The organism is Nocardia sp. CDC153 (genome assembly GCF_035818515.1).
Taxonomy (GTDB): Bacteria; Actinomycetota; Actinomycetes; order Mycobacteriales; family Mycobacteriaceae; genus Nocardia.
Genome location: NZ_JAYKYU010000006.1, coordinates 414,181 through 438,305, shown reverse-complemented (window position 1 = coordinate 438,305; position 24,125 = coordinate 414,181). Strand labels below are relative to the sequence as shown.

Below are 24,125 nucleotides of genomic sequence, written 5' to 3'. Positions count from 1 at the left end.
GCCTCTCAGAGTGTCGTCGAATCAGGCCGGGCGACCGGCGGTTCCGGCCAAGAGCCTCGGGATGCAGGTTTCGCGCCAGGTTCGATACGACGCGGAGGGCGGGTTTCCGACGAGTTCGTGGCGAGTCTTCTCCAACACCCGGGCAGCGTCGGAACTCGAGATCTCGCCCAGCACTTCACAAGCCAGGTCGGTATGGGGAGTCGGGTTGTGGGCGAGGTCGCGGGTCCAGGCCGCCGCCGCGGCCCCCCACGACAGCCGATGACGATGAGCTCCGGCTGCCCGGCACAGCTGTTCGAGACCGGCGCGGTCGGTGCCCCCGGCGAAACTGCAGGCCATGGCCGTACCCGTCCACAGGTTCACCTGGCGGCCGGGCGCGAAGCGCGAAATCGCCTCCGCGACAAGCGCGATGTCGGCACCCGTGGAGAACCACAGTGACCGGCCGATGCCCTGGTCGTACAGTTCCCGCCCGGTGTCGGACAGATGTGACGGCCGCAGTTGTCGCAGAATGGAGCGACGACGCGCGAAGAAACCCTCGTGAAAGCCATAGCCGTCCACGACGACCCACCCGAGCACCGGGTCGAGTTGCGTCAGATACTTTTCGGGCCGCCGCCGCAACCGCGCCAGGGCCAAGCCGAAACCGACGTACACGGTAGCCATGTGGCGTGCGCCCGGCCCGGCGGCGAAAGCGGCCGTCCGGTGCTTCCCGGGCGCGATGACGTCGAGGACGCCAAGGCCCATGGCCGCGCCCTCATAGGCGAATCCGTGCAGCACCGGGTCGACCGCCTCCAGTTTGGGGATCAGCACCGCCATGGCGCTGTCCTCCAGGGTCACGTTGTAGCCCAAGGCAAGTGACTCCATCACCGGGGCGAATCGGCTCCAGGCCACCGGCGCGAACCCCGGCCTGTCGAAGACTTTTCGCGGCTCCGCTATGCCGAATACGCGACGGCGCACGCTACCCACTGCGGTCATCGATCTGCCCTTCCTGCATCGGCGGTCAGTTGCTGGCGTTCTGTCCAGACAGCCTTGACCCGCTGCCGCCACGCGTCGTATCGCGGCCCGGACGGATCAGGGTGTGTGCCAGCGCATTCGGCCGCGACCAGCCTGGCCACATCGGCGGCCTCGAGGCCCCAGAACACGTCGCAGGCCCCATCTGTATGGTCCGCGGGGTGGTTGGTCTGCTCGCGAAACCCTGCCGCCACCGCCAGGCCGACAGCGACTTCGGCGGCGTAGGGGCCCGCGGTGCGCAGCAGCCGTTGAAAGCCCTCACGGTCGAGCGCCCCGCCGGTGTAACCGCACGCCAAGCCGACCCCGCCCCACAGGTCGCGGCGGCGCGACTCCGGAAAGGCTTGCAGGACACCGGCAATCCGGTCCGGATTGGCCGCGCTGACGAAGTAGAGGCTGCGCCCCAGTCCGCTGTCGAAGTTGCGAGCGGATTCGCCACTGAGCCCGTCGGGCCTGAGTTGTCTGTCGAAGCTGTCCCGGGCGGCGAAGAATCCCCGGAAGAAGCCGAATCCGTCGAGAATCAGCCATCGCTCGGGGTCGTCGAAGCGCGCGATGACCCGCAAGGGATCGGTTGGCAGGTACGGCAGGATCATGCCCGCGCCGACATAGACCATTGGCTTGTACACACCGCACACCGCGAGAAAACCTTTGAGCCGCTTGCGGTAGGGCAGCAGGAAATCCAGCAGCGTCAGGCCCATTGCCGCGCCTTCGTAGGCGACGCCGCGCACCTTGGCGGGGTTGGCTTCCAGCAGGGGAATGACATCGGCCAAGCCGGGGTGGTCGAGGGTCGCCCAGAAGTTGTCGAGGATCGCGTGCGACGGCGGCTTGAAGTGCGGCCACACGGCGTCCATCTCCGGCAGGTCGCCGAACTGCTGCTTGGCCACCCGCGGGAAGTCGTCCACCGACAGTTTCAGCAGGGGCTGGAGAACTTTGCTCAGCATGGTGACAGGAACTCCTGAAGAATGCGCTGGCGCCACAGTGCGTGGGCGGGAACGTCGTTGCCCGACGGAAGATCTCGCACCGCGGAGTCCGCGATCGCCGAGGCCTGCTGTGAGGTGGTCCCGCACAACACTTCACAGGCCAGCTCGTTGTGGGAGGCCGGGTTGCCGCCCAGATGGCGGGCCTTGGCCGACATCGCCGCGCCCAGGGCGAGGTGACCGCGGTGGCTGTCGGCGAGGGCGGGCAGCGCATCGAGGGCGCTGCGCTCGATGCCCCCGGAATAGCCGCAGGCGAAGCCCACGCCGCTCCACAGGTCGGCCTGCCGCGACGGCGAGAAGGTGGCGATGGTCGCCGCGACCCGATCCGCGTCGGCGTCGGCGGCGAACCAAATCGCGCGTCCCACACCCTGATCGAAGACGCGGCGCCCGTATCCGTACAGGTGTGGCGGCACGAACCGGTGCTGCACATGCCGCCGGTAGGCGAAGAATCCTTTATAGAAGCCGTACCCATCCAGGATGATCCAGCTCAGCAACGGATCGCCCAGTCGCCTGCGGAACGATTCGGGGTCGCGCCGAATCCTCGCCAGGCACATGCCCGCACCGAGATAGATACCGAAGACGTGATGCGCTCCGGGACCGGTGGCGAGGGCCGCGGTGCGATTCCTGCGGGGCGACAGGCAATCGAGCGCGGCGAGTCCCACCCCGGCGCCTTCGTAGGCGAAGCCGTGCAGCTCTGCGTCGTAGGCGTCGAGCTTGGGAACCAGCGTGTCGAATCTGGGATCGAGCAGTGTCGTTCGGCTGCACTCGGTGACCGTGAACACGACATGCTTCAACCGCGCGGCCGACGCGCCGTCGGAGAGCTCCGGAGCCGATGGCATCGCCCCGGCTGCGGCGAAGGACCGCCACAACAGCGTGCCGACCGTGTCGCGCAGGCCACTGTCGACGGGGGCCGTGGGTGCGAGTGTCATAGCGCGCGCTCCACATCCGCCGGGCGGCCGACGCGCGCGGAGAACGCCTCGATCACATGGTCTTGGACGACTTCACAGGCCGGACGGGAGTAATGCGCGGGCATATTGTCCAGCACGTCGTCCACTATCGCGGCAGCGCCGATACTGGTTGTCTCGCAAAGCACTTCGCACGCCAGGTCGGTGTCGGACACCGGGTTTCCCGCGCGGTGTCGGCCCTTGGCCGCGAAGGCCGCGCCCGTCGCGACGTACGGGAGATACGGCTCGCACACCTCCCGCAGGTGCTCGATCTCGTGCCGAGCCAAGCCACCGGCGTAGCAACACCCGGTCCCGATGCCCAGCCACATATCGGCCTGGCGGGCCGGGGAAAAGGCGGCCACGTCGGCCGCGACGCGGTCCACGTCGGCGCCGACGGTGAACCAGATGCTGCGCCCGACGCCTTGATCGAAGACGCGACGAGCGTACGGGGAGAGATAGGGTGGCACGACCTGTCGATCCACGTAGCGGGCCCGCTGAAAGAAGCCCTGGTGGAAGCCGTAGCCATCCATGACCAGCCACCGCGCCACCGGGTCGTCGAGACGGTTCAGGAACGGTTCGGGCAGGCGCCGCATCCGAGCGAGCGCCTCGCCCGCGCCGATATGGGACATGTAGATGTGCGCGTCACCGGCGCCGGAGAGAAACTCTCGAAATCGCGACTTCCCCGGGAGCCAGCAATCCATTCCTGTAAGGCCCATCGCCACGCCCTCGTGGGCGTAACCGTTCATGTGCTTGGGAAAGCGGTCCATCCGCCGCACGATGGCCTCCACACCGCCGCCCTCGAGCACCGCGTGATAGCCGCCGACCTCGGCCCGCAACGCATCTTCGAGATGGCGCCACCTCGCGGAATCGCCCTTTTTGAATGCGAGGATTTCTTTCTCCGAAACGCCCAGCACCGCCAAACGCGCCCGGGCCAGCAAAGTAGTCATCGTGTCTGATCTCCCCTGGAAGGAGTTGTGGACTGCTGCTTGTCTCCACCGATGATGTGAGTGGCCATTACGCAGGACTTACCGAGTTCGGAAGACCGCCGAAATTGCCTGCCGGACAGTGTGTTCCCGAGGAGGAACCATGACTGAAGCAGTACGGCAACAACTGTCCGAGCTGTCCGACGAGCAGAAGGCCGCGCTGGCCGAGGTGTTGCGCGCGCGACAGGCTTCCCGCCCGGCCGAGCCGGGGCACTATGACGTGGTCATCCTGGGCGGCGGGATGGCCGGACTGACCCTGTCACTGCAATTGCGACGGACGCAGCCGGACATCCGGGTGATCGTCATCGAGAACCAACCGCACCCGGTTCCGGAAGCGGCGCACAAGGTCGGCGAATCGACCGTGGAGATCTCCGCGCATTACCTGCGCGACATTCTCGGGCTGAAAGACCATCTGGACAACGGACAGCTGCGCAAATTCGGTCTTCGGTTCTTCTTCACCGGCGGCGACAACTCCGATATCACGCGCCGGGTCGAGGTGGGCACGTCGGTTTGGCTACCCCTCGACACCTACCAGCTGGACCGGGGCCGACTGGAGAACGAGATCGGGCGGCGGTGCGCCGCAGCGGGAGTCGAGTTCATCAGCGGTTGCAAGGTCACCGATGTCGACCTGCGCCCAGAGGAGCCACTGCACCGGGTGCGGATCAAGACGCCGGAGGGGCAACGCGACGTCGCCGGGCGCTGGGTGGTCGATGCGTCCGGCCGCACCCAGGTACTGCGGCGTCGCCTGGGCAGGCAGCGTATTCCGGTCGCGCACACCGCCAACGCGTCGTGGTTCCGAGTGGCGCATCGGATCGATATCGACACCTGGTCCGATGACCCCGAGTGGACGCGACGCACAGCCGAGGGCAAGCGCTACCACTCCACCAATCATTTGATGGGGCCCGGTTATTGGCTCTGGTTGATTCCGCTGGCGTCCGGCTCGACCAGCGTGGGAATCGTGTGCGACGACGACCTGCACAACTTCGACACCTTCAACAAGCTGGACAAGGCGCTGGAATGGATTCGGAAGTTCGAGCCCGAGGCGGCGGCGCAGATCGATCAGCACCTGGACAAGATCCAGGACTTCCGGGTCATGCGCGACTACTGCTACAGCGCCGAGCAGGTCTATGCCGGTGATCAGCGATGGGCGCTGACCGGCGAAGCGGGGCTCTTCCTGGATCCGCTGTATTCCCCTGGCCTGGACCTGATCTCGATCAGCAATGGCCTGACCTCGGACCTCATCCTGCGTTCCCTGGCAGGCGAGGATGTCACCGCGCTCGCGGCCATCCATGACAGCCTCTACCGCAACGTCGCCGACTTCTGGCGCTCGATCTACGAGAAGCGCTACCCGCTGATGGGCAGCGCCCGCATCATGTCCTCGAAGGTCGTCTGGGATACCGCCTTCTACTGGGGCGTGTTCGGTCTGCTCTTCTTCCACGACAAGTTCCGAACGATCAGCGCAAACCCGTCGGTGGCAGCCAATCTGGGCAGGCTCACCCAGATCAGCAACCGCATGCAGCAATTCTTCACCGAATGGCAGACCATCGACGGCCCGCCCCTCGACCCGCAATACATCGACACCCACGTGCCCCTGAACTTCATGGACCGGTTGCACCGCGGCATGGCAGACGACCTCACCCCGGCCGAATTCGAGACCAGATTCTCCGCCAACACCCGCCTGTTCGCCCAACTCGCCGGCCAGCTGATCAGTACCGTGATCGAGGCCCACGCCGACAACTACACCGACGAAGTCGTGGACCGCATCCAGCAGTGGCGCCGCGACCCTCTGATCACCGATTTCCTCTCCATCTATCGCAAAGACCGGCACAAGAATCCGACCAGTCCGCTCTGGATCACCATGGGCGGTCCGTCGAAACCGGACGAAAACCCTGTGCCGAGCACCGAAGATATCGACTCCGCAGTCCGATAGTCTTCTGCTCGAAGGAGGTGCTCGGCTACCGCCGCGCGGATGGCCGGGGCGTCGGCGGGCTCCATCGAGGAACCAATATCGGCCATGAACAATTCTATTGGTCATCTAATTGCAGGATGCTTATCGTCGCTTCATGGCAAAGATCCTGTTCGTCATGACCGGCGTCGACCACTGGACGCTGGCGGACGGCACCAAGCACCCGACCGGGTACTGGGCCGAAGAGTTCGCCGCGCCCTATGAGGCGTTCAAGGCCGCCGGGCACGAGATCGTCGTGGCCACCCCGGGCGGCGTCGTGCCGAGCGTCGATAGCGGCAGCCTCGCACCCGAGGCCAACGGCGGCGCTGAGGGCGCGGAGAAGATCGCGGAAACCCTGCGTGCCGCAACCGAATTGACTCGGCCGAGTCGCCTCGGGGAGGTTCGGCTGGACGATTTCGACGCCGTCTACTACCCCGGTGGGCACGGTCCGATGGAGGACCTCGCGGTCGACGCCGACTCCGGAAGGCTGCTCAACGCCGCGCTCGCCTCGGGCAAGCCGCTGGGCGTGGTGTGCCACGCGCCCGCCGCACTGCTCGCCACCGCGGACCCCGAGGGCAACTCGCCGTTCGCGGGCTACCGGGTGGCCGCGTTCACCAATGCCGAAGAGACACAGGCCGGTTTCGCCGACAAGGCCAAGTGGCTGCTCCAGGACCGTCTGATCGCACTGGGCGTCGACTACCGCGAAGGCGAGCCGTGGGCTCCCCACATCGAGGTCGACCGCAACCTCTACACCGGACAGAACCCGGCCTCCTCCGCCCCGCTGGCCGCGGAGTTGTTGAAGGCGCTCTGAGGGCCGCCGACCCGGGCTGACCTACCGGGATCCGTGCCCGTCACGACTAGACCGGCTCTCGGTGGCGATCGCTCTCGGCAGGTAGCGCCCGCGCGGCTCGCCCTCGACGCGCCCCTCGGCGAGTATGCGTTGGCCACGCAGGAAGACGTCGCTGACCCGCGCCGTCATGTCGAAGCCCTCGAAAGGCGAGTACTCCTGGGCCGATTCGGAATCGGAGGCGCGCACCGTCCAGTTGACCCCGGTGTCGACCAGCGCGATATCGGCGTCGAAGCCCGGGGCGAGGTCGCCTTTGCCGGTGAGTCCGAAGCGGCGAGCCGGATTCCACGACGTCAGGCGGGCGATGTGCTGGGGACTCAGACCCCGTTTCATCCCCTCGCCGACCAGGCCGGGCAACAGGTATTCCGCCCCGCCGAAACCGGATTTGGCGAGGAAGACATCCTCGCGGTCGACCCCGAACTTCTGTTCGTCACGGCAGCAGGCGTGGTCGCTGACCACCCAGTCGATCTCGCCCGCGAGCAGGTGCCCCCACAGCGCCTCGACGTCGGCGCGCTCGCGCAGCGGTGGATTCACCTTGCCGCCGATGCCGTGCGCGGTGTCGACGTCGGCGAGCAGATGGCCGATCGTGACCTCGCGGCGGAAGTCGATGTGCGGGAAGGCCTTCGCCATGCGCAGGGCGGCGTCGACCGCCTTCGCCGAGGACAGGTGCAGCAGATTGATGGTCGGGAAACCGGTTTCGTGCGCGAGATACGACGCCGTGGTGACCGCCAGCCCTTCCGAATGCGGCGGGCGTGACGCGCTATAGGCGCGTAGCCCGGTCAGGACGCCCTCGCGCTCCACGAGTTCGGTGTAGGCGGCCATGATCTCGGCGGTTTCGCAGTGCAGCGAGAGCGTGATCACGTCCCCGTAGCGCTCGCGCGCCCGCCGCAGGCCGCGCATGACGAATTCGAAATGCGCGAGGTCGTAGCGCTCCCCCGGCGGGATCATGAGGAACTCCGCCTGATCGGCGGAGCGTCCGTGCAGCCCGTGGCCGCCGTAGAACATGAAGATCTTGAACGAGGTGATCCCGAATTCCTCGACCAGGTACGGAATTTCGTCGATGTGCTCGCGGGTCATGGGTGCGAGGTGGATCGCGTGGTCGATATAGGATCGCCCGGCCATGCGGTCCAGCGCCGCGGGCACGAAGTCCCGGTATGAGCCACCGCGATCGAGATAGTAGCGACCCGTGCGCAGATAGCTCAGCGATGTGGTGACACCGCCCTGAGCGCAGGCGCGACTCTCGGAGACGGTGTCCTCGGACAGCTCCGAATAGATCCCCCAGTGCTGGTGTGCGTCCACCGCACCCGGGAAGGCCAGCCGCCCCTGGGCGTCGACCACCTCGGTCGCCGACGCCACCGAAATCCCCGGCGCGACAGCGCTGATCACGCCGTCGGTCACGGCGATGTCCTGGATTTCGGGCTCGGTGGCGTCGGGGGCTCCGGGGCGGACGACGCGCGCGTTCCGAATCAGCAGATCGATCTCCGCCACGATTGACTCCAGTTTCCTTCTGCGAAACCACTTTACCAACAGGCCGATCATGGCAGTAGGATTCGCAGGTAGTCAACCTGCATGCCATCGTCAGTGTTTCGCTCTGAGAAACACACCGACGGGTTAGGAGTTCAGCCATGGCCGGCCCACTCTCGGGCATCCGAGTCATCGATGCGGCGACACTGTTCGCGGGCCCCTTGGCCGCCACCCTGCTGGCCGACTTCGGCGCGGAGGTGATCAAGATCGAGCACCCGAACGGGGATCCGGTGCGCGGGCACGGAGCGACACGCAATGGCGTCGGCCTGTGGTGGAAGATGTTGGGACGCGGCAAGAAGTCGGTCACCCTGCATCTGGGCACCCCGGACGGTCAGGACCTGTTCCGCCGCATGGCCGCCGATGCCGACGTGGTGATCGAGAACTTTCGGCCCGGCACCCTGGAACGCTGGGGGCTCGGCTATCCCACACTGCGACAGCACAATCCGCGCCTGGTGCTGGCCCGCGTGACCGGCTTCGGGCAATTCGGCCCGTACGCGCGCCGCCCCGGTTTCGGCACCCTGGCCGAGGCGATGAGCGGTTTCGCGGCCATGACCGGTGCACCCGACGGCCCGCCCACCTTGCCGCCGTTCGGTCTGGCCGATGGAATCGCCGCGCTGACAACGGCTTTCGCCATCATGACGGCACTGCGGGCGCGCGAGCGCGACGGTCACGGTCAGCAGATCGACCTGGCCATCGTGGAGCCCATTCTGACGCTGCTCGGCCCCCATATCCTCGCCTACGATCAGCTGGGGCAGCTGCCGCCGCGCACCGGCAATCGCTCGACGAACAATGCCCCGCGCAATATCTACCGCACCGCCGATGGCGGCTGGGTCGCGGTCTCCACCAGCGCGCAGTCCATCGCCGAGCGTGTGCTGCGGCTGGTCGGCCGCCCCGAATTCCTCGACGAGCCCTGGTTCGCCACGGGCACCGGACGTGCCGCGCACGCCGACGAACTCGACGCCGCGGTCGGCTCCTGGATCGCGCAGCGGCCCACCGACGAAGTGGTCCGGGCCTTCGAGAAGGCCGAGGCGGCCGTCGCGCCGATCTACACCGCCGCCGACATCCTGACCGACCCGCAATTCCGGGCACTCGAATCGATCGTCACCGTGCCCGACGACGAACTGGGCCCGATTCGCATGCAGAACATCCTGTTCCGACTATCCGAAACGCCCGGCTCGATCCGCTGGAGCGGGCCGCCGCTGGGCGCGCACACCGCCGAGGTGCTGGCCGCCTACGGTGTCGACGATCCGGAACTGGCACGGCTGCGCGCGGCGGGAGTGGTCCGATGAACGAGCGAAACCCGCTGCTGGAGGCCATCTCCGGTGGCGTCGACCTGATCGAACTGGGCCAGCCGTTCTTCACCGGCATGCCCTGCTCGCCCAACCATCCCGGCTTCCGCATGACCTTGATCCGCCGTCACGGGGACATGGTGCGACCCGACGGCGGGTCGGCCGCCAACGAGATCATCGTGACCGGCGGGCATGTCGGCACCCATATCGACGCGCTCAGCCATGTCAGCCACGAAGGTCTGCTGCACGGCGGCGTCGCGGCCGAGCACGCGCAGCGGGGTGGGCTGTTCCATGAGCACGGCGCGGAGCACCTGCCGGGTCTGCTGCGCCGTGGGGTGCTGTTGGACGTGGCCCGCGTGCACGGGGTGGAGACGTTGCCCGGCGGCTACGAGATCACCGTCGAGGATCTCCGGGCCGCCGCGAAACACGCGGGGGTGCGACCGGAATCGGGCGATGTGGCGCTGGTGCGCACGGGATGGTCGCGGCTGTTCGAGGACCGCGACGCCTATTTGGGCGCGGTATCGGGAGTGCCGGGCGTGGGTGTCGAGGCGGCCCACTGGCTGGCCGAGCGAGGAATCGTGGCCACCGGATCGGATACCACCGCCTACGAGTGCATCCGGCCGGGGGCCGGGCACGCCGTGCTGCCGGTGCACAGGGTGCTGCTCGTCGAGTCCGGCATCTACATTCTCGAGCATCTCGCGCTCGAGGCCCTCGCCGACGCCGGACTGGCCGAATTCGCCTTTCTGCTAGCGCCATTGCGCATTGTCGGCGGCACCGGTTCCCCCGTGCGCCCGCTCGCTGCGGTGAGCCGATGAACGAGCAGACCCTGGTCACGCGCCTGGCCCAGTTCGCCGATGCCGCCCGTGTCAAGGGCGTCGGCTCCGAACTGCGCGCCGATGCCGCCCGCCGCGTGCTCGACGTCCTCGGCAACAGTGTGGCGGCCCTGGACTCCCCGCCCGCCGCGGCCGTGCGCACGGTGATCGCCGAATGGGGCGGCCACGCCGGTGCCACCGCCCTCGGCCTGCCGGGCGGGGTGCCCGCGCCCAGTGCGGCGCTGCTCGGCGGAACCCTCGCGCACGCTTTGGATTTCGACGACACCCACCTGCTGTCGGTGCTGCATCCATCGGCGGCCGTGGTGCCCGCCGCGCTGGCCGTCGCCGAGCAGCGTGGCGCGACCGGTGCGGCGCTGTTGGACGCGGTCACGGTCGGGGTGGAGATCACCGTGCGCGCCGGACTCGCCGGATACGATGCCGCCCTGGGCAATTCGATCTTCTTCGAACGCGGACTGCACGCCACCGCGATCTGCGGCGCGGTCGGCGCAGCCGCCGCCGCGGCCATGCTGTCCCGATTGGACGCCACCGGCATCGCCCACGCCATGGGCATTGCCGCCAGCATGGGTTCGGGCCTGCTGGAGGCCAACCGAACCGGCGGCACCGTCAAACGCGTCCACTGCGGCTGGGCCGCCCACGCCGGCGTCGTCGCCGCGAGCCTGGCCCGCGCCGGACTCACCGGCCCGCCCACCGTCTTCGAAGGCAGATTCGGCCTGCTACAGGCCTTCTGCGGCGAAGGTGCCGATCCCGCCGCCCTCGTCACCGGACTCGGCGACGACTGGAAGGTACGCGAGGTCTGCTTCAAGCCATACCCCTGCAACCACTTCACCCACGCGGGCATCGATGCCGCCCTGCGCCTGCGCGCCCGGGGCGTGCTCTCCGAGCACATCGCCTCGCTCGAGCTGGGTGCCCCCGCCGCGGCCCTCCGGACCATCGCCTTCCCACCCGAGCTGAAGGCCCGCCCCGAATCCGGTTACCACGCCGCGTTTTCCGGCCCCTACACGGTGGCCGCCGCGCTCATCGGCGGCGGCGGCCTGGGCGTCTTCCACGAGGACTTCACCGACACCGCCGCCCGCGACCCCCACCGCCTGTCGCTGGCCGCCCGAGTCCACTGCACTCCCGACCCCCACAGCGACGAGATCTTCCCCCACCAATTCCCCGCCGTCCTCACCGCCCATCTCCACGACGGCCGCACCCTCACCGAACGCATCGAATCGAACCGAGGCGGCCCCCAGAACCCGTTGTCGGACAGCGAACTAGCCCTCAAATTTCGCCTCAACACCGCCCCCTACCTCACCCCCACAACCGCAGATTCTCTCGCCGAAATCACCTACCACCTCTCCACCGCCCCCAACCTCGACCAACTCCTCCACCCCCTCCGACACGACTCACGGAACTGGTTGCGTCACTGCGGTATTGGGGAACAGTCCGGCTCGGCCGAGTAGGGCGGGGACGGGGGTGGCCAGTAGGCCGCCCAGCCAGTGGGCGGTTTCGATCGTGGCCGTGATGTCGACGCCGGTGGTGATGCCCATGCGGTCGAGGGTGTAGAGGAGGTCCTCGGTGGCGATATTGCCTGTCGCGGCCGGAGCGAACGGGCATCCTCCGATTCCGCCGATGCTGGTGTCCAGGGCACGTGCGCCGGCATCGAGGGCGGCCAGCGCATTGGCGTAGCCGGTGTTGCGGGTGTTGTGGAAATGGCAGCGCGGCAGCGCATTCGGAGCCAGCTCGGTCACCGTGGAGACGAGTCGGCGTACCCGGTCGGGTGTGCCGACGCCGATGGTATCGGCCAGTGCGATCTCGTCCGGGCCCGCGGCAGCCACCCGGGCGACGAGATCGCGCACGCGGGCTTCGGGCACTTCGCCCTCGAACGGGCAGCCGAAGGCGGCCGCGATGGTGACGGTGCGCCACAGCCCGGCCTCCGCGCCGCGTGCGGCCAGGCGTTCCCAGCGGCCAACTCCCTCCTCGGTGCCGCACCCTTGATTGCGGCGGCTGAACGTGTCGGTCGCGACCACCACCACATTGATCTCGTCGACCCCCGCCGCGACCGCGCGGTCCAGACCTCGATCGTTGAAAACCAGTCCGGCGTAGGAGATCTCGGCGTCCCTGCGCACACCTGCCAGCACCGCTTCGGCGTCGGCCATCTGCGGTACCCGCCTGGGGTCGACGAAGCTGACCGCCTCGATGCGGCGCGCGCCCGCATCCACGGCGCGGTGGATGAGTTCGATCTTGTCGGCGGTCGCGATGGGCCGCTTCTCGTTCTGCAGGCCGTCGCGGGGCGCGACTTCGACCAGGGTGATGTCCACGAATCCTCCGTAGTGCCAACGTGTTCGGCGGGCAGGCAATTGAATCGATCGCGATCTTGCTCGCCGTTTCGCTACGGGATACATTGTATCCATTCTTGCCGGGATGGAACGGAGTTGCCGAATGGCCGAGGACACCAACCCCGCGTCGGGCCCACTGGCCGATCTGCGGGTGATCGAGATGGGACAGCTGCTGGCCGGTCCGTTCTGCGGGCAGCTGCTCGGCGACTTCGGGGCCGAGGTGATCAAGCTGGAGTCGCCCGGGCAGGGGGATCCCATGCGGGAGTGGGGCCGGGAGAAGCCGTATGGCAAGTCGCTGTGGTGGCCGGTGGTGGCGCGCAACAAGAAATCGGTCACCTGCAACCTGCGCACCGCCGAGGGGCAGGCCCTCGCGCGCGATCTCATCGCCCGCGCCGACATCGTGGTCGAGAACTTCCGCCCCGGCACCCTGGAGCGCTGGGGCCTGGGCTACGACACGCTGCGCGCACGCGATCCGGGGCTGATTCTGACCCGGGTCACCGGCTACGGCCAGAACGGCCCCTACTCGCCGCGCGCCGGTTTCGGTTCCATTGGCGAGGCCATGGGCGGGATTCGCTACACCACCGGCGATCCCGATCACCCGCCCGCCAGAACCGGTATCTCCCTGGGCGATTCGCTGGCCGCGGTATTCGCCACCATCGGCACGCTGGCCGCCGTGCATCATCGCGAGCGCACCGGGCGAGGTCAGATCGTGGACTCGGCCATCTACGAGGCGGTGCTGGCCATGATGGAATCGCTGCTGCCCGAATGGGGTGTCACCGGATACCAGCGCGAGCGCACCGGCCCGGTACTGCCCAATGTCTCCCCCAGCAACGTCTACCCGACCGCGGGCGGGGAGATGATCCTCATCGCCGCCAACCAGGACACCGTCTTCACCCGGCTGGCCAAGGCCATGGGACGGCCGGAACTGGTGAGCGCCGAGCATTTCGCCACCCACTCCGCGCGCGGGGAGCACATGGCCGAACTCGACGCGATCATCACCGACTGGACCGCCGCCCGGCCCGCCGACGAGCTGCTCGAGCTGCTGCACGCCGAGGGCGTGCCCGCGGGCCGCATCTACACCGCCCGCGACATGTTCGCCGATCCACACTTCGCCGCCCGCGAAGCCATCGTGCGCCTCGCGCATCCCGAACTCGGCGAGGTTCCGATGCAGAACGTCTTCCCCAAGCTCAGCGAAACCCCGGGCAGGGTAAGACATCTCGGTCCCGAGCTCGGCGAGCACAATGCCGAGGTCTACGGCCGACTGCTGGGACTCGGCCCGGACCAGCTCGCCGCGCTCGCGGCCGACGGCATCGTCTGAGGAGACCCATGTCGGACTTGGCCGATGACTATCGCCGCCACGGGTTTTCGGGACGCCTCGGCCCGGGGCAACGGCCCGCCGTGCTGGTGATCGATGTGTGCGCGGCCTACCTCGCCGACGGCTCGCCGCTGCGCGCCCCGGTCGAAGACGCGGTCCGCACGACGGCGACGCTGGTCGCGCGAGCCCGCGCAGTGGGCAGCCCGGTCGTCTTCACCCGGGTCAGCTACCGCCCCGGCAGTGCCGACGGCGGGTTGTTCCGCCGAAAAGTCCCCGCTCTCAGCGTCTTCGAGGAAGGCAATCCGCTCGGCGACTTCCTCGCCGAGCCCGCCCCCGAACCCGGTGAGGTGGTGGTCGTCAAGCAGTACGCCAGCGCCTTCCACGGCACCTCGCTGGCCGCGACCCTGACCGCCCTGGGCGTCGACACCGTCCTGGTCACCGGCCTCACCACCAGCGGCTGTGTCCGCGCCTCCGCCACCGACGCGCTGCAGCACGGCTTTCGGCCGCTGGTGGTGGCCGATGCCTGCGGCGACCGCGATTCGCGCCTGCACGAGGCGAATCTGCTGGATCTGGACGCCAAATACGCCGATGTCATCGATCTGGACGCCGCGCTCGCGGCGCTCCGCTGAGCCGACAAAGACCTTCGTGAGGAAATATGGGACCGCATCACTACGGTTGGTGGATCCTGCTGCACCTGGTGCTGTTCGTGTTCTGGCTGGGCGGTGACCTCGGGGTGTTCTACTCCAGCCGCTTCGTCATCAACCCGGATCTCACCCCGCCCGCCCGCGCGACCGCGCTGGCCATCATGAGCGGCCTCGACCTCGGGCCGAAGATCTGCCTGGTCCTGTTCCTGCCCAGCGGCGTGACGCTCATGGCCGAATCACCGCATGGCGCACGGATTTTCGGCGTCGACCTGTTCCCGTGGTGGTCGCTGGCGCTGGTCTGGATCATCGCCGCGGTGTGGCTGGCGTGCACGGTGATCACGCACCGCACGCACGGGCGAATCGCCGCCATCCACCGGGCCGATCTGACGCTGCGCACCGCGGTCATCGCGGGCATGACCGCCGCGGGCAGCTACACGCTCTGCGCGCACGACCCGTTCGGCGTCACCACCAACCCCCGCTGGCTCGGCGGCAAGATCCTGCTCTACTGCGCCGCCATCGCCGCCGGACTGGGCATTCGAATCACCTTGCGCTCCTTCGGTCCTGCCTTCGGCCGCATGCTGGCCGAGGGCTCGGGAACCGAGGCCGAGACCGTGCTGCGCCGCAGCGTGAACGGCTGCCTGCCCTACGTGTGGGTGATCTGGGGCAGCGTGCTCGCCGCCGCCGCGCTCGGCGTGTTCAAACCGGGCGCGCACCTGTGAGGCGCGCGAATCACCGACCGAGAATGCCGATCACTGACCCGTGTAGCCGAGTTGGGTCGACAGCGCGCCGGAGGCCTTGAGCAGCATCGGCACGTAGTCATCGATGTGCGGTTCGAACCGCGACAGCGGCCCGCACACACTGATCGCCGCCACCACGCCGCCATCGTGATCGAGCACCGGGGCGGCGATCGAGGCCGCCCCGACCTGCCGTTCCCCCAGCGACACCGCGTAGCCGCGCCCGCGAATCGTGTTCAGCTCGGTGCGCAGTTTGCGCTGCGAGGTGACGGTGGCGTCGGTGAACGCGGTGAGTTCGTGCCGGCGCAGGTACTCGTCGATCTCCTCCTTGCGCAGGTAGGCCAGGATCGCCTTGGAGGAGCTGCCCGCGTGCAGCGGATAGGGCTGCCCCAGCGCCACTTCCATGCGCAGCTCCTGATCCGGCACCACCTGGTCCACGTACATGCGCGTGTCGCCACGCCGAATGGACAGGGTCGCGGTTTCCCCGGTGAGGGTGGCCAGGCGCCGCAGTTCCGGGCCCGCCATCACCCGCAGATCGGTGCGCGCCAGATAGGCGCGGCCCAACGCCATGGCCGCGTGCCCGAGCGCGTAGCGGCGTGTGGTGGGTTCCAGGGTGATCAGATCCCGGCTGCGCAATGCCGTAAGTATGCGGTGCACAGCGGCTTTGGTGATGCCGAGCTCGTTGGCGATCTCGGTGACGCCGAGATCGGGTCGGCCGCTGCGGCCGAAGAGCAGCAGGACGTCCATGGCGCGTTCGACCGCGGCGATGGACCGGCTCTGACTGTCGGTGTCGGTATCGGGCACGCGGCCAGTGTAGAGGTGAGATTTCCCCATGGGAAACACGATCGCCCGCACGGCGGTTGCGCCACCGACCGCCTAGCGTTACCTTGTGCGTAACAGCGTTTCCACTACCGAAACGGAGTAGAGGATGGATTCGCAGAATCTCCGGACGGTGATGGCGCAGTGGGCAACCGGGGTCGTCGTGGTCACCACGCGCACCGAGGACGGCGGCCGCCACGGCATGACCGCCAGCTCGTTCACCAGTGTGGCGCTGGATCCCCCGCTCGTCTCGGTATGCCTGACATCCAGCGGCGCCACCTGCCGAATGATTCGGCACAGTGGGGTTTTCGCGGTGAACATGCTCGGCAGCGACCATCGCGAGGTGGGCCGCCGGTTCTCCGGCCCGGCCACCGACGACCGCTTCGCGCTGGGCGACTGGGTCACCGCCGCCACCGGTGCGGCCGTGCTCGCCGACGCCGTCGCCTGGCTGGATTGCGTTGTGGCCGCGTGCTATCCGGCCGGGGATCACACCATCGTGCTGGGACTGGTCCGCGACGCCGCCATGCCGCGCCCGACCGCCCCGCTCATCTATCACGACCGCACCTACCACGAGGGGATCGCCCGATGATCGGACAACGACTCGTCGAAGACATGACACCGGCCGAACGCGAACGCGCCGAACGCGTCGAATCCGTGTTGCCCGCCCTGCGTGCCGCCGCCGAGCAGGCCGACGCCACCGCCACCTTCCCCGCCTCGCATGTCGCGCTGTTGCGCGAGGCCGGACTGCTGGGCCTGGTGGTGCCGGAGAAGTTCGGCGGTCTGGGCGGCACCCTGCGCGATCTGGCCGCCGCCACCTACGCCATGGGCACCGCCTGCCCCTCCACCGCGCTGGCCTATTTCTTCCACAACACCAGCGCCTCGCGCGGGCTGTTGCCCTTGGAAGCCATCGACGCCGGATTGTTCGACGATGCCGAGATTCCGGTGGTGCGCGCCTTCGCCGAGAAGGTGCTCACCCGTATGGGCGAGGGGGTGTGGCTGGCCAACTTCGCCTCGGAATCGGTCAAGACCTCCGCGGCCAACATCACCATCGCCACCACCGCGCGTAAGGTCGACGGCGGCTGGATTCTCAACGGGGAGAAGTCTTTCGGCTGCGCGACCGGCGTCGCCGACTACTACCTGACCTCGGCCAGACTCGAGGGCCACGAGACCGCCGAGGGGCTGGCCACCTTCTTCGTCCCGCGCGAGGCACCGGGCGTGAGCACCCGCGCCCCGTGGGACGGCCTGGGCATGCGCGCCACCGCCAACAATGGCATCCGGCTCGCGGACGTGTTCGTCCCCGCGGACGAAGCCCTCGGCGTGCCGGGCGCTTTCACCAAGATGCTGACCATGAGCCGGGGCAGTTTCGTCGGCAATCAACTGGCCATCGCGGCCGTCTACACCGGCTGCGCGCAGCGGGTCTACGACGAGATCCTCACCGCCACCACGACCAAACGCTTCGCCGACACCGACGAGCCGATCGCCTCCTCCCCGGTGCATCAGCTGCTGTTCGGCGAGATGACCCGCAGCCTGCAGACCGCGTATCTGTGGCTGCGCTATCAACTCGCCGTCGAAACCGCCGAGGTCCCTTTCAAATCCAAGCAGGAGGTCTTCGCGCAGTGGCGGCTGGGCAAGGGCGCGGTCACCGAGGCGTGCTTCCGGGTGGCGCTGGGCGCGCTCAAGGCGGGCGGCACCTCGGCGGCGTCCATGCACGGGGTCACCGGGCGGGCGCTGCGGGACCTGGCCATGGGACTGGTCATGACCTTCCCGGCCGAGCGCGGCATGCTGGAGGTCGCGCGCATCGTCACCGAGGCACGAGCGAACGACCTGTTCGCCACCGCACCGGTGGAGGCCGCGCGATGAGTATCGAACTCCCCGAGCTTCGCGACCTGGTCGACGGTGAATGGCGAGTGCCCGCCCTGGATATCGGTCTGTCACTGGAGAATCCGGGCACCGGCGACGAGGTGGCGCGGGCGCGGGCGACCGGCCCCGAGACGCTGGAGCGCGCACTCCGGGTGGCGGACAGGGCTTCCGGGCGCATCGACGCCGACACCCTCGACGCCATTGCCGCGGGACTCGAGTCCCGACTGGACCGCATCGCCGAACTCGACGCGTTCGCCACCGGCGTGCCGCTGCGTCAGATCGAACTGCTGGGCGCGATCGTCTCGGGTTCGTTCCGCCTGGCCGCGAACCAGATTCGCGGCGGCGCGCTGCGGGCCGACCGTGGCTCGGTGGAGGTGCATCGGCTGCCGTTGGGTCCCGCGCTGTGTCTGGTGCCGTGGAACGCACCCGCGCCCATGGCCGCGCACAAGGTGGCCAATGCGCTCGCGGCGGGCTGCCCGGTGATCCTCAAGGTCAGCGAGCTGACCCCGTACAGCGCGGTGGTATTGGCCGAGGTGATCGCCGAGCATGTGCCCGCGGGCATGTTCCAGCTCGTGCACGGCGATGCCGCGACCGGTGCGCGGCTGGTGGCCGATCCGCGCGTGAAGGCGGTGTCCTTCACCGGTGGCGTGCCGGGCGGCCGCGAGATCGCGACCGTGTCCGCGCCCCTGTTCCGCCCCTGCCAGCTCGAACTGGGCGGGAACAATCCGCTGATCGTGCTGCCCGACGCCGATCTCGATACCGCCGCGCGCATGGGTGCGGAACTGCTCACCACCCTCAATGGGCAGTGGTGCCGGGCGTTGGGGCGGCTGATCGTGCCCGCCGCGCGCGCGGGCGAATTGACCGAGGCGATCGGCAAACGGCTCGAGGCGCTGCGCATGGGACCGCCGCTGGATCGGTCGACGGAATTGGGTCCGCTGGTGCATTCCCGGCACGCTCGAATCGTGCGCGCGGCCCTCGAAGAACGCGAGCACCGGTCCTACGGGACTGCGCCGGAACACGGGAACTACGTCGCCCCGGCGTTGCTCGCCGCGGATCTCGCCGACGAGGTGTTCGGCCCGGTCGCCGGTGTCGTCACCTACGACAGCGTCGAGGATGTGGCGCGGCTGGCCAATGCCGGGCCGTACGGGCTGGAAGCCTATGTGTGCGGGGCGGATACCGATTTCGCGCTGGCGGTGGCGCGCCGGATACGCGCGGGTGAGGTGAAGGTCAACGGTTCCTCGATCATGAGCCTGGATCTCATGACTCCGCGCCCGGCGTGGGGCGTGTCCGGGCTGGGCGAGGAGGGCACGGCCGAGACGCTGCGGTTCTTCACCGGTGCCCGGGTGGTCGGCGTCGAGGGGCGCTTCGCCCTGCACACCTCATGAGCACCGTTGCGATCGCGGGCGCGGGACCGGTCGGGCTCACTGCGGCGCTGGTGCTCGCCCGGCGGGGAATCGATGTCACCGTGCTGGAACAGGGCCCCGGATTGGCCGCCGAATCCCGGGCCTCCACCTTCCACCCGCCCACCCTGGAGATGCTGCGGGAGCTGGGCGTGGTGGACGCGCTGCTGCGAAAAGGCCTGGTGGCTCCGACATTTCAGTATCGGGAACGCGGCGGCGACGCCATCGCCACCCTGGACCTGGGCGTCCTGGCGAGCGACACCGAGTTCCCCTACCGGGTGCAGTGCGAACAGAGCAAGCTCACCCCGATTCTGTTGGACGCCCTGCCCGACACGGTGGAAGTGCGGTTCTCACATGCAGTACAGGGGGTTTCGACCAATGCGCACGGGGTGCGGGTCGCGACCTCGCGCGGGCCGGTGCACTGCGACTATCTCATCGGCGCGGACGGCGCGCATTCGGCTGTGCGGCACGCGATCTCGGCCGATTTCGAGGGCAGCACCTACCCGGAACGGTTCCTGGTCGCCTCCGTCGACGAGGATCTCACCGCGGCACTGCCCGGCATCGCACCCATCAACTACGTGTTCGATCCCCGCGAGTGGCTGGTGCTGCTGCGCACCCCCGACCATTGGCGGGTGCTGCTGCCGACCCCCAACGGAACCTCCGACGAGCACGAATTACACAGGCTCCCTAGCCGTTTGACCGGCGTCGCCGAGCTCGGACGGCCGTGGCGCATCGCGCACGCCAGCCTGTACCGGGTCCACGAGCGGGTGACCTCGCGCTTCCGCGACGGGCGCGTGCTGCTGATGGGCGATGCCGCGCACGTCAACAACCCGCTCGGTGGGCTCGGCATGAACAGCGGCATCCACGACGCGGTCCGCATGGCCACCGCGCTGGCCGACGTGCTCGACGGTGCGCCGGACACGGTGCTCGACCGCGCCGCCCGGCAACGCCGGACCGTCGCCGTCGAGCATGTGCAGCGCACCAGTCGCGCCAATTGGTCACGGCTGCACGCGCATGACGACGAATATCGGCGGCACCTGCGCGAACTCGCGGCCGACCCGGTCGCCGCGCGCGCCCACCTGCGACGCGCGTGCCTGATGGACTCGCTCGAGGCCACCGCATGAGAATCGACCGCGAGAATCCGGCCCGCCCGCGCGAGCTGGTCGGCTCGGTGCCCATCACCCCGCCCGAAGCGGTGGATGTTATTGCGCGAGAGGCGGATCGGCGATTCCGGGAATGGTCGCGCACACCGCTGCTCGCGCGCCTGGAACTGTTGTGGGCGGCCGCCGGTGCCATGGACGCGCAAGTGGGCGAACTGGCGGTGCTGCTGGCCCGCGAGACCGGCAAGCCGGTCGCCGACTGCCGGGGCGAAATCTCCTTCGCCGCAGTGTATCTGCGCTGGCTCTGCGACCGGGCGGAGGCTGTGTTCGCGCCCACCGAGGTCGACGACCGCCAGGGCCGAATGGCTCTGACACCGCGGCCGTACGGAGTCGTCGCGGCCATCACGCCCTGGAATGCCCCGATCATTCTCTCGATGCTCAAGCTCGGTCCCGCGCTGGCGGCGGGAAACACGGTGCTGCTCAAGCCCTCTCCGCTGGCCCCGCTCACCGTGAGCCGGGTCGCGGCACTGCTGCCCGAGACCACCGTCGTGCACGGCGGCCCCGATCTGGTTCACGCCCTGATCGCCGACCCACGAGTCGGCAAGGTCGCGTTCACCGGCGGTGAGGCCGCCGGACGTGCGATCGCGGCCGCCGCGGGACAGGCGCTCAAACCGCAGGTCCTCGAGCTCGGCGGCAACGACCCCGCGATATTCCTCGACGACTTCGCGCTCACCCCGGACGATTACGAGCGATTGGTGCTGGCGTCCTTCGCCACCTCGGGTCAGGTGTGTATGGCGGCCAAACGCCTCTACGTGCCCCAGCGACGCGAAGCGGAGTTCCTCGACGCCTATCTGGCCGCGGCACAGCGCATTCTGCGCGTTGGAGATCCCCTGGACGAGACGGTGACCATGGGTCCGGTGGTCAGCCGCGCGGCCGCCGATCGGGTCACGGCGCTGATCTCCGATGCCGCCGCACGCGGCGGACGGATCATCACCCTGGCGAAAAGCCCCGGAGGGGAGGGCTACTTCGTCGACCCGATCCTCGCCTGCGGACTGCCCGACGACGCAGCACTGGTCGCGACCGAACAATTCGGCCCCGCGGTACCCCTGCTCACCTACCGCGACGAAGCCGAAGTCCTGTCTCGCGCTAATGATTCCGATCTGGGTCTCGGCGCGTCGGTCTGGTCCGCCGACGAGGACCGCGCCTTCGCCTTCGCCGCCCGGGTGGAAGCCGGATTCACCTTCGTCAATACCCACAACCGCACCGGCATGTCCCTGCGCGCCCCCTTCGGCGGCATCAAGCGCAGCGGCTACGGCCGCGAATACGCCGACGAGGGCCTGCGCGAATACACCCAGACCACGGTCGTCCACTCCCCCGCCGCCTTCCGCCCCGGCGGCCCCGGCCTCCCCGCCCGCGCCTACCCATCGGCCACGAGCAGCTGACGGACTATCGTGGTGCTGTGCGCAGACAGGCGATGCGGGCGCTGGCGAGATACAACCGGCGCGTGACCAACCCCGCTGTCCGCTACCTGACCGCCCGAATTCCCGGCTACGCCAATGTGGTCCACATCGGCCGCCGATCCGGTCGCCGCTTCCGCACCCCGGTCGGCACCACCTGGCGCGGCGACGAACTTCGCATCGCGGTCAACTACGGCGAGCGCAGCGACTGGGTCCGCAATATCTTGAAATCCGGTGCCTTCGAGTTGGAACATCGCGGCGACCATCTGCGAATGACCGACCCGCACCTGACCACCATCGACGGCCGCCCTACCCTCGTCGCGACCGTCGCGCACTGACAATGCGGCGGCGCGTCATACCGACCGCGCCGCCGCATTACTCAGCTGCCGACCATCACGGCAGGGTCGTGATCGTGCCCGCCGTGACCAAGCCCTGGTAGTAGCTGCCGCCCGGGTACAGGTCCGGGGTCTTGGAACCGCTCACGAAGTCCTCGGCCCAGCCCACCGAAAGATGTTGCAGGGCATCGACATTCTTGGCCTGCGGCGTACCGCAGAGCACCTTGTCCGGGTCCGGCGCGCTCGACGCCTCGACGTCGATGTGGGCTCCGGAGGTGAGCCGCACCCCGAGGAAGGGACGGTGCAGCTGATCGATCAGCACCTGGGTGCCGGCGCCATCGCGGTTGCAGGAGTAGGGCGGCGCGGTCACGGCCAGGATCGGCAGGGTGGTGTTGTCCAGGTGGTTGAGCGAGCTGGAGAGGTTGTTGCCGATGAAGCTCTTGACCGGGTCATAGAGGATCTCGCCGCGCAGTTCGGCGAAGGCGTTCGGATAGTTCGCGCGCAGCGTCTGGGTCACGTACGGCACCGCCTCGCCACCGGCGGAGTGCCCCGCGAAGACCCACGCGGTCGGCAGGGCCACCTCGGAGCGGCCCGCCTTGGTGCGCGCGTCGGTGAAGCTGCGGCCGAGCTTGTCGGTGAGATCGCCGGACTTGCCGAACAGGTCGGCCACATTGTGCAGGAAATCGGTGTTGTTGCCGAGGTTTTCGAGCGTGCAGCCGAAGATGTTCGCGGTCGGCAGGGTCGGCGCGAAGACCAGGAACCCGCGCGCGGCGAACTTGCGGGCGGTGTCGTCGACCGAGTCGTTGGCGCTGGCGAATCCGTGCTGCAACCAGACCAGTGCCTTGGGCGTGCCGGACGGGAAGTACCAATTGCTGCTCTGGTGCAGCGTGGTGAAGGCGCAGCGGATGTCGACGGTATTCGCGACGAAGCCGACGGCGGTGTCGGCGGTGGCCGTCGGCGCGGACGCACCGGCGTGGGCGGAGAGGGCGACCACGGCCGAGGCCAAGGCCGCCAGCAGGCGTCGAATGATCAAGAGAGTTCCTTTGTTCCTCATCGAGAAACGATGTTTCGTTTCTGAGGGATCATTAGGCGACTCACACCCCGGCAAGTCAACAGTCTGAAACAAACTTGCGTAACATTAGCGGAGTTGAATTCCGTTGCCGCGCAGCACAAATGGCCGGTCCACCGGACCGGCCATGCGCTCCGCACGCCGAGCGCGTCCGCGCGCCCCTACTCGCGCCGGGACCTCGCCCGCAGCAGCAGATAGGTCAGGGCGGCCGCGAGCAGCACGACCACGACGATCCCGGTGACGATCACGGCGAGATGGGAATCGCTCGAGTCGGTCTGCTGCGCAGCGGGTTTCGTGGTCGTGGCACTGCCGAAGGTGAGCGGAATGGAGGTGAGGATATTGGTGGGATTGGTGAGGCTGGTGACGGCCAGCGTGCACGCGCCGGGCGCGGACGCGCAGTCGACGCCGCCGACGGACGCCGTCAGCACGATGGTGCGCCCGCGTTGGCCGGGCTGCCACACGCCCTGGGCGTCGGCGTTGCCGAGCAGGGAGCGGTCCAGCTGACAGTCCGAGGGCGAGGTGACGGTCGGCTTGCATTGGCCGATGGCCACATTGGGCAGGTTGGCGGGCAGGCCGTCGAGCGCGATGGTGATCACCTCGCCGACGCTCACCGCCCCGCCCGGCGTCGGATGCAGCGTGGGCGCCGCGCTCGCGGCGGGTGCGGCGGCCAGCAGCGCGGCGGCAGCGACCGCCGCGCCCGCCACACCCCGGAGGATGTCGCGTCTCATGG

At 68.6% G+C, this 24,125-nt stretch carries 23 protein-coding genes; 14 read left to right on the top strand and 9 right to left on the bottom strand.

Annotation, left to right across the window (positions count from 1 at the left end; translation table 11 throughout):
• Nucleotides 1–21 precede the first annotated feature (21 nt).
• From VMT65_RS32385 to VMT65_RS32370, 4 genes are read right to left on the bottom strand one after another with little or no spacing between them, the layout of a single operon-like run.
• A complete protein-coding gene (locus tag VMT65_RS32385; RefSeq protein ID WP_326312392.1) occupies nucleotides 22–969 on the bottom strand; it encodes a DUF1702 family protein in 948 nt (315 codons plus the stop codon).
• Nucleotides 966–1,904: a DUF1702 family protein gene (locus VMT65_RS32380; protein WP_326312391.1), complete on the bottom strand. Its 939-nt coding sequence runs from the start codon at nucleotides 1,902–1,904 to the stop codon at nucleotides 966–968. Before VMT65_RS32380 ends, VMT65_RS32385 begins: the two co-directional genes overlap by 4 nt.
• A gap of 32 nt (nucleotides 1,905–1,936) precedes the next feature.
• Nucleotides 1,937–2,908: a DUF1702 family protein gene (locus tag VMT65_RS32375; RefSeq protein WP_326312389.1), complete on the bottom strand. Its 972-nt coding sequence runs from the start codon at nucleotides 2,906–2,908 to the stop codon at nucleotides 1,937–1,939.
• A complete protein-coding gene (locus VMT65_RS32370; protein ID WP_326312388.1) occupies nucleotides 2,905–3,861 on the bottom strand; it encodes a DUF1702 family protein in 957 nt (318 codons plus the stop codon). The genes VMT65_RS32375 and VMT65_RS32370 overlap by 4 nt, the downstream gene beginning before the upstream one ends.
• A gap of 148 nt (nucleotides 3,862–4,009) precedes the next feature.
• Between VMT65_RS32370 and VMT65_RS32365 the strand changes: the two genes are divergently transcribed.
• Nucleotides 4,010–5,836, top strand: a complete 1,827-nt coding sequence (locus VMT65_RS32365; protein WP_326312386.1) for a tryptophan 7-halogenase — start codon at nucleotides 4,010–4,012, stop codon at nucleotides 5,834–5,836.
• Nucleotides 5,837–5,969: 133 nt separating this feature from the next.
• Nucleotides 5,970–6,662: a type 1 glutamine amidotransferase domain-containing protein gene (locus VMT65_RS32360; protein WP_326312384.1), complete on the top strand. Its 693-nt coding sequence runs from the start codon at nucleotides 5,970–5,972 to the stop codon at nucleotides 6,660–6,662.
• 21 nt (nucleotides 6,663–6,683) lie between these two features.
• On the opposite strand, the gene VMT65_RS32355 is transcribed toward VMT65_RS32360, so the two are convergent.
• Complete coding sequence (locus VMT65_RS32355; RefSeq protein ID WP_326312382.1) at nucleotides 6,684–8,186, bottom strand: dihydroorotase; 1,503 nt, start codon at nucleotides 8,184–8,186, stop codon at nucleotides 6,684–6,686.
• A 137-nt stretch (nucleotides 8,187–8,323) separates the two neighbouring features.
• Between VMT65_RS32355 and VMT65_RS32350 the strand changes: the two genes are divergently transcribed.
• Genes VMT65_RS32350 through VMT65_RS32340 form a run of 3 tightly spaced genes read left to right on the top strand, consistent with a single transcriptional unit; the run spans nucleotide 8,324 to nucleotide 11,786 of the window.
• Nucleotides 8,324–9,511, top strand: coding sequence for a CaiB/BaiF CoA transferase family protein (locus VMT65_RS32350; protein WP_326312380.1), 1,188 nt, complete (start codon nucleotides 8,324–8,326; stop codon nucleotides 9,509–9,511).
• The gene (locus VMT65_RS32345) at nucleotides 9,508–10,326 is read left to right on the top strand and encodes a cyclase family protein (RefSeq protein ID WP_326312378.1); all 819 of its coding nucleotides are present in this window, start codon (nucleotides 9,508–9,510) and stop codon (nucleotides 10,324–10,326) included. Before VMT65_RS32350 ends, VMT65_RS32345 begins: the two co-directional genes overlap by 4 nt.
• Nucleotides 10,323–11,786, top strand: a complete 1,464-nt coding sequence (locus tag VMT65_RS32340) for an MmgE/PrpD family protein (protein WP_326312376.1) — start codon at nucleotides 10,323–10,325, stop codon at nucleotides 11,784–11,786. Before VMT65_RS32345 ends, VMT65_RS32340 begins: the two co-directional genes overlap by 4 nt.
• Here VMT65_RS32340 and VMT65_RS32335 read toward each other — a convergent pair.
• Entirely contained in the window at nucleotides 11,730–12,644 is a 915-nt protein-coding gene (locus VMT65_RS32335; RefSeq protein ID WP_326312375.1) for a hydroxymethylglutaryl-CoA lyase, read from the bottom strand. The two genes, VMT65_RS32340 and VMT65_RS32335, sit on opposite strands and share 57 nt — an antisense overlap.
• Before the next feature lie 121 nt (nucleotides 12,645–12,765).
• On the opposite strand from VMT65_RS32335, the gene VMT65_RS32330 reads away from it, so the two are divergent.
• From VMT65_RS32330 to VMT65_RS32320, 3 genes are read left to right on the top strand one after another with little or no spacing between them, the layout of a single operon-like run.
• Nucleotides 12,766–13,980, top strand: a complete 1,215-nt coding sequence (locus VMT65_RS32330) for a CaiB/BaiF CoA transferase family protein (RefSeq protein ID WP_326312374.1) — start codon at nucleotides 12,766–12,768, stop codon at nucleotides 13,978–13,980.
• A gap of 8 nt (nucleotides 13,981–13,988) precedes the next feature.
• Nucleotides 13,989–14,606 carry an isochorismatase family protein gene (locus tag VMT65_RS32325; protein ID WP_326312373.1) on the top strand — a complete coding sequence of 206 codons (618 nt, stop codon included), beginning with the start codon at nucleotides 13,989–13,991 and terminating at the stop codon, nucleotides 14,604–14,606.
• A gap of 26 nt (nucleotides 14,607–14,632) precedes the next feature.
• The gene (locus tag VMT65_RS32320) at nucleotides 14,633–15,340 is read left to right on the top strand and encodes a hypothetical protein (protein WP_326312371.1); all 708 of its coding nucleotides are present in this window, start codon (nucleotides 14,633–14,635) and stop codon (nucleotides 15,338–15,340) included.
• Nucleotides 15,341–15,370: 30 nt separating this feature from the next.
• Here VMT65_RS32320 and VMT65_RS32315 read toward each other — a convergent pair whose 3' ends face one another.
• Nucleotides 15,371–16,159, bottom strand: coding sequence for an IclR family transcriptional regulator (locus tag VMT65_RS32315; protein ID WP_326312370.1), 789 nt, complete (start codon nucleotides 16,157–16,159; stop codon nucleotides 15,371–15,373).
• Nucleotides 16,160–16,283: 124 nt separating this feature from the next.
• Here VMT65_RS32315 and VMT65_RS32310 point away from each other — a divergent pair, with 124 nt between their 5' ends.
• The 6 genes from VMT65_RS32310 to VMT65_RS32285 all read left to right on the top strand — a co-directional run bounded on the left by VMT65_RS32310 (nucleotide 16,284) and on the right by VMT65_RS32285 (nucleotide 22,329).
• Nucleotides 16,284–16,763 carry a flavin reductase family protein gene (locus VMT65_RS32310; RefSeq protein ID WP_326312369.1) on the top strand — a complete coding sequence of 160 codons (480 nt, stop codon included), beginning with the start codon at nucleotides 16,284–16,286 and terminating at the stop codon, nucleotides 16,761–16,763.
• Nucleotides 16,760–18,034: an acyl-CoA dehydrogenase family protein gene (locus VMT65_RS32305; protein ID WP_326312368.1), complete on the top strand. Its 1,275-nt coding sequence runs from the start codon at nucleotides 16,760–16,762 to the stop codon at nucleotides 18,032–18,034. The genes VMT65_RS32310 and VMT65_RS32305 overlap by 4 nt, the downstream gene beginning before the upstream one ends.
• Complete coding sequence (locus tag VMT65_RS32300) at nucleotides 18,031–19,419, top strand: aldehyde dehydrogenase family protein (protein ID WP_326312367.1); 1,389 nt, start codon at nucleotides 18,031–18,033, stop codon at nucleotides 19,417–19,419. The genes VMT65_RS32305 and VMT65_RS32300 overlap by 4 nt, the downstream gene beginning before the upstream one ends.
• Nucleotides 19,416–20,558 (top strand): FAD-dependent oxidoreductase, encoded by a 1,143-nt coding sequence (locus tag VMT65_RS32295; protein WP_326312365.1) that lies wholly within the window; start codon nucleotides 19,416–19,418, stop codon nucleotides 20,556–20,558. The genes VMT65_RS32300 and VMT65_RS32295 overlap by 4 nt, the downstream gene beginning before the upstream one ends.
• On the top strand, nucleotides 20,555–21,976 hold the full coding sequence (locus VMT65_RS32290) for an aldehyde dehydrogenase family protein (protein ID WP_326312364.1): 1,422 nt from the start codon (nucleotides 20,555–20,557) through the stop codon (nucleotides 21,974–21,976). The genes VMT65_RS32295 and VMT65_RS32290 overlap by 4 nt, the downstream gene beginning before the upstream one ends.
• Before the next feature lie 62 nt (nucleotides 21,977–22,038).
• Nucleotides 22,039–22,329 (top strand): nitroreductase/quinone reductase family protein, encoded by a 291-nt coding sequence (locus VMT65_RS32285; protein WP_326312362.1) that lies wholly within the window; start codon nucleotides 22,039–22,041, stop codon nucleotides 22,327–22,329.
• A gap of 55 nt (nucleotides 22,330–22,384) precedes the next feature.
• Here the strand turns inward: VMT65_RS32285 and VMT65_RS32280 are convergent, their stop codons facing one another.
• Together VMT65_RS32280 and VMT65_RS32275 are read right to left on the bottom strand one after the other, a co-directional pair.
• Nucleotides 22,385–23,380, bottom strand: a complete 996-nt coding sequence (locus VMT65_RS32280) for a hypothetical protein (RefSeq protein ID WP_326312361.1) — start codon at nucleotides 23,378–23,380, stop codon at nucleotides 22,385–22,387.
• Nucleotides 23,381–23,556: 176 nt separating this feature from the next.
• Nucleotides 23,557–24,123: a hypothetical protein gene (locus VMT65_RS32275; RefSeq protein WP_326312360.1), complete on the bottom strand. Its 567-nt coding sequence runs from the start codon at nucleotides 24,121–24,123 to the stop codon at nucleotides 23,557–23,559.
• Nucleotides 24,124–24,125 lie beyond the last annotated feature (2 nt).